The sequence below is a fragment of the Rhodoplanes roseus genome (assembly GCF_003258865.1).
GTDB lineage: Bacteria > Pseudomonadota > Alphaproteobacteria > Rhizobiales > Xanthobacteraceae > Rhodoplanes > Rhodoplanes roseus.
In genome coordinates, this window is sequence record NZ_NPEX01000492.1 from 1 (window position 1) to 2,506 (window position 2,506).

2 protein-coding genes are annotated in these 2,506 nt (G+C 70.7%); both read left to right on the forward strand.

From position 1 onward, the window contains the following. The first annotated feature begins 148 nt into the window (after positions 1–148). Positions 149–940: a (Fe-S)-binding protein gene (locus CH341_RS30600; protein WP_111423353.1), complete on the forward strand. Its 792-nt coding sequence runs from the start codon at positions 149–151 to the stop codon at positions 938–940. A 151-nt stretch (positions 941–1,091) separates the two neighbouring features. Beyond that, a partial coding sequence (locus CH341_RS30605) for a lactate utilization protein B (protein WP_111423354.1) occupies positions 1,092–2,506 on the forward strand: 1,415 nt, incomplete at its 3' end.

Consider the following 2,506-nt stretch of genomic DNA (forward strand, 5'->3'; position numbering starts at 1 on the left):
ACCCAGACCCGTCGCTCCGCGCCGGCTCCGACCTCTCCCCGCTGGGGAGAGGTGAACAGGAACGCGACGTCCGCCCGCGGGTTGCGCGGGCGAATCCTTTCCGCCATCCTGACGAAAACGAGAACAACCCGCCCGAGGAGCCGGCAGCATGGCCGTGTCGAAGCGCGTCGGCCTTCTGGTCACCTGCCTGGTCGATCTCGTCCGCCCGTCGGTCGGCTTCGCGTCGGCGCGTCTGCTCGAGGACGCCGGCTGCAGCGTCGACGTGCCGCCGCAGACCTGCTGCGGCCAGCCGGCGTTCAACTCGGGCGACCGCGCGACCGCGCGAAAAATCGCCGAGCAGGTGATTCTGGCGTTCGAGCCGTTCGATTACGTGGTGGTGCCGTCCGGCTCCTGCGCCGGCCAGGTCCGCCTGCACTATCCCGAGATCTTCCAGGGCGATCCGAACTGGCAGCCACGCGCCGACGCGGTGGCGGCCAAGACCTACGAGCTGACGCAGTTCCTGGTCGACGTCTGCGGCGTCACGGGTGTCGCGGCCCGCGTGTCGGGCACGGCGACCTATCACGACTCCTGCTCCAGCCTGCGCGAGCTGGGCGTGCGCCTGCAGCCGCGAAAGCTGCTCGCCACCGTCGAAGGCCTCGGCCTGATCGAGCTCGTCGACAGCGACGTCTGCTGCGGCTTCGGCGGCACCTTCTGCGTCAAGTATCCGGAGATCTCCGATCGCATGGTCGGCAAGAAGGCGGCGGCCGTCACGGCGAGCGGTGCCGATCTGCTGCTCGCCGCCGATCTCGGCTGTCTGCTCAACATCGCCGGAAAGCTGTCGCGCGACGGCGCCGCGGTGCAGGTGCGTCACGTCGCCGAGATCCTGGTCGGCGACACCGACACGCCGCCGATCGGCGTCGCCCCGCAACCCTCGCCCGCGCCGCCGGAGCCGAAACCATGAGCCGCGCTGCGTCCAAACTCCGGTCATTCCGGGGCGCGCCGACGGCGCGAACCCGGAATCCAGCCGCGCGCACGGCCGTCGTGGCTGGATTCCGGATCGCCTCGCCGCGCGACGCGTCCGGAATGACGGCATCTGATCACGGACGAAGCCCATGAGCCGCGTCGCGACCACCGAAACGTTCGACGAGAATGCGCGCCGCGCGCTCGCCGATCCGGCCCTGCAGGGCTCGCTCGCCTTCGTCGAGGCCAACTTTCCGGCGCGCCGCCGCGCCGTGGTCGACGCGCTGCCGGAGTTCGACGCGCTGCGCGACTCCGCCCGCGACATCAAGGCCCACACGCTGGCGCATCTCGACCTGTATCTGGAGGCCTGGGAAGCGCGGGTGAAGGAGCAGGGCGGTCACGTGCACTTCGCGCCGACCGCCGCCGACGCCAACGACATCGTCCTGAACATCTGCCGCCAGGTCGGCGCCCGCACGGTCACCAAAGGCAAGTCGATGGTGGGCGAGGAGATCGGCGTCAACGAGCATCTGGAGCAGCACGGCATCGTGCCGGTCGAGACCGATCTGGGCGAGTACATCGTCCAGATCCGCGACGAGCTGCCGTCTCACATCATCATGCCGGCCGTGCATCTCAACCGCCAGCAGATCGCCGCCGACTTCCGCCGCGTGCACACCGACCTGCCGCCCGACCGCGACCTCGGCACCGCCACGGCGCTGCTGAGCGAGGCGCGCACGATGTTGCGCAAGAAATTCCTGGCCGCCGATGTCGGCATCACGGGCGCCAACTTCCTGATCGCCGAGACCGGCTCGTCCGTGATCGTCACCAACGAGGGCAACGGCGATCTCACCTGCACGCTGCCGCGCGTCCACATCGTGCTGGCGTCGATCGAGAAGCTGGTGCCGACCCTGGAGGACATGGCGCAGCTTCTGCGCGTTCTCGCGCGCTCGGCGACGGCCCAGGAAATGTCGGTCTACACGACGATCACGACGGGCTCGCGCCGGAGCGACGATCCGGACGGGCCGCACGAGTATCACGTCGTGCTGGTCGACAACGGCCGCTCCGCCATGCTGGCCGGAGAGTTCCGCGACATGCTCCGCTGCATCCGCTGCGGCGCCTGCATGAACCACTGCCCGGTCTATCACGCGGTCGGCGGCCACGCGTACGGCTTCGTCTATCCGGGCCCGATGGGCGCCGTGCTGACGCCGAGCCTGCTCGGCGTCGACCGCGCCGGCGGCCTGCCCAACGCCTCGACGTTCTGCGGCCGCTGCGAGGAGGTGTGCCCGGTCCGGATTCCGCTGCCGCGGCTGATGCGGTACTGGCGCGACCGTCAGTTCGCGCGCGAGCTGACTTCGCCGGTGTCCCGCGCCGGCCTCGCGGCGTGGGGCTTCTTCGCGACGCGGCCGTGGCTCTATCGCGTGACCACCGGGCTCGGCACCCGGCTGCTCGCCCGGCTCGGCCGCGCGCGCGGACGCTTCCGGTGGCTGCCGCTCGCCGGCGGCTTCACGGCGACGCGCGACATGGCGGCACCGCAGGGCGCGACCTTCCAGCAGCAGTGGCGCAGCCGGTC

Coding starts and splice junctions, on each gene's coding strand:
- CH341_RS30600 (WP_111423353.1), top strand. CDS start 149: ATGGCCGTGTCGAAGCGCGTCGGCCTTCTGGTCACCTGCCTGGTCGAT.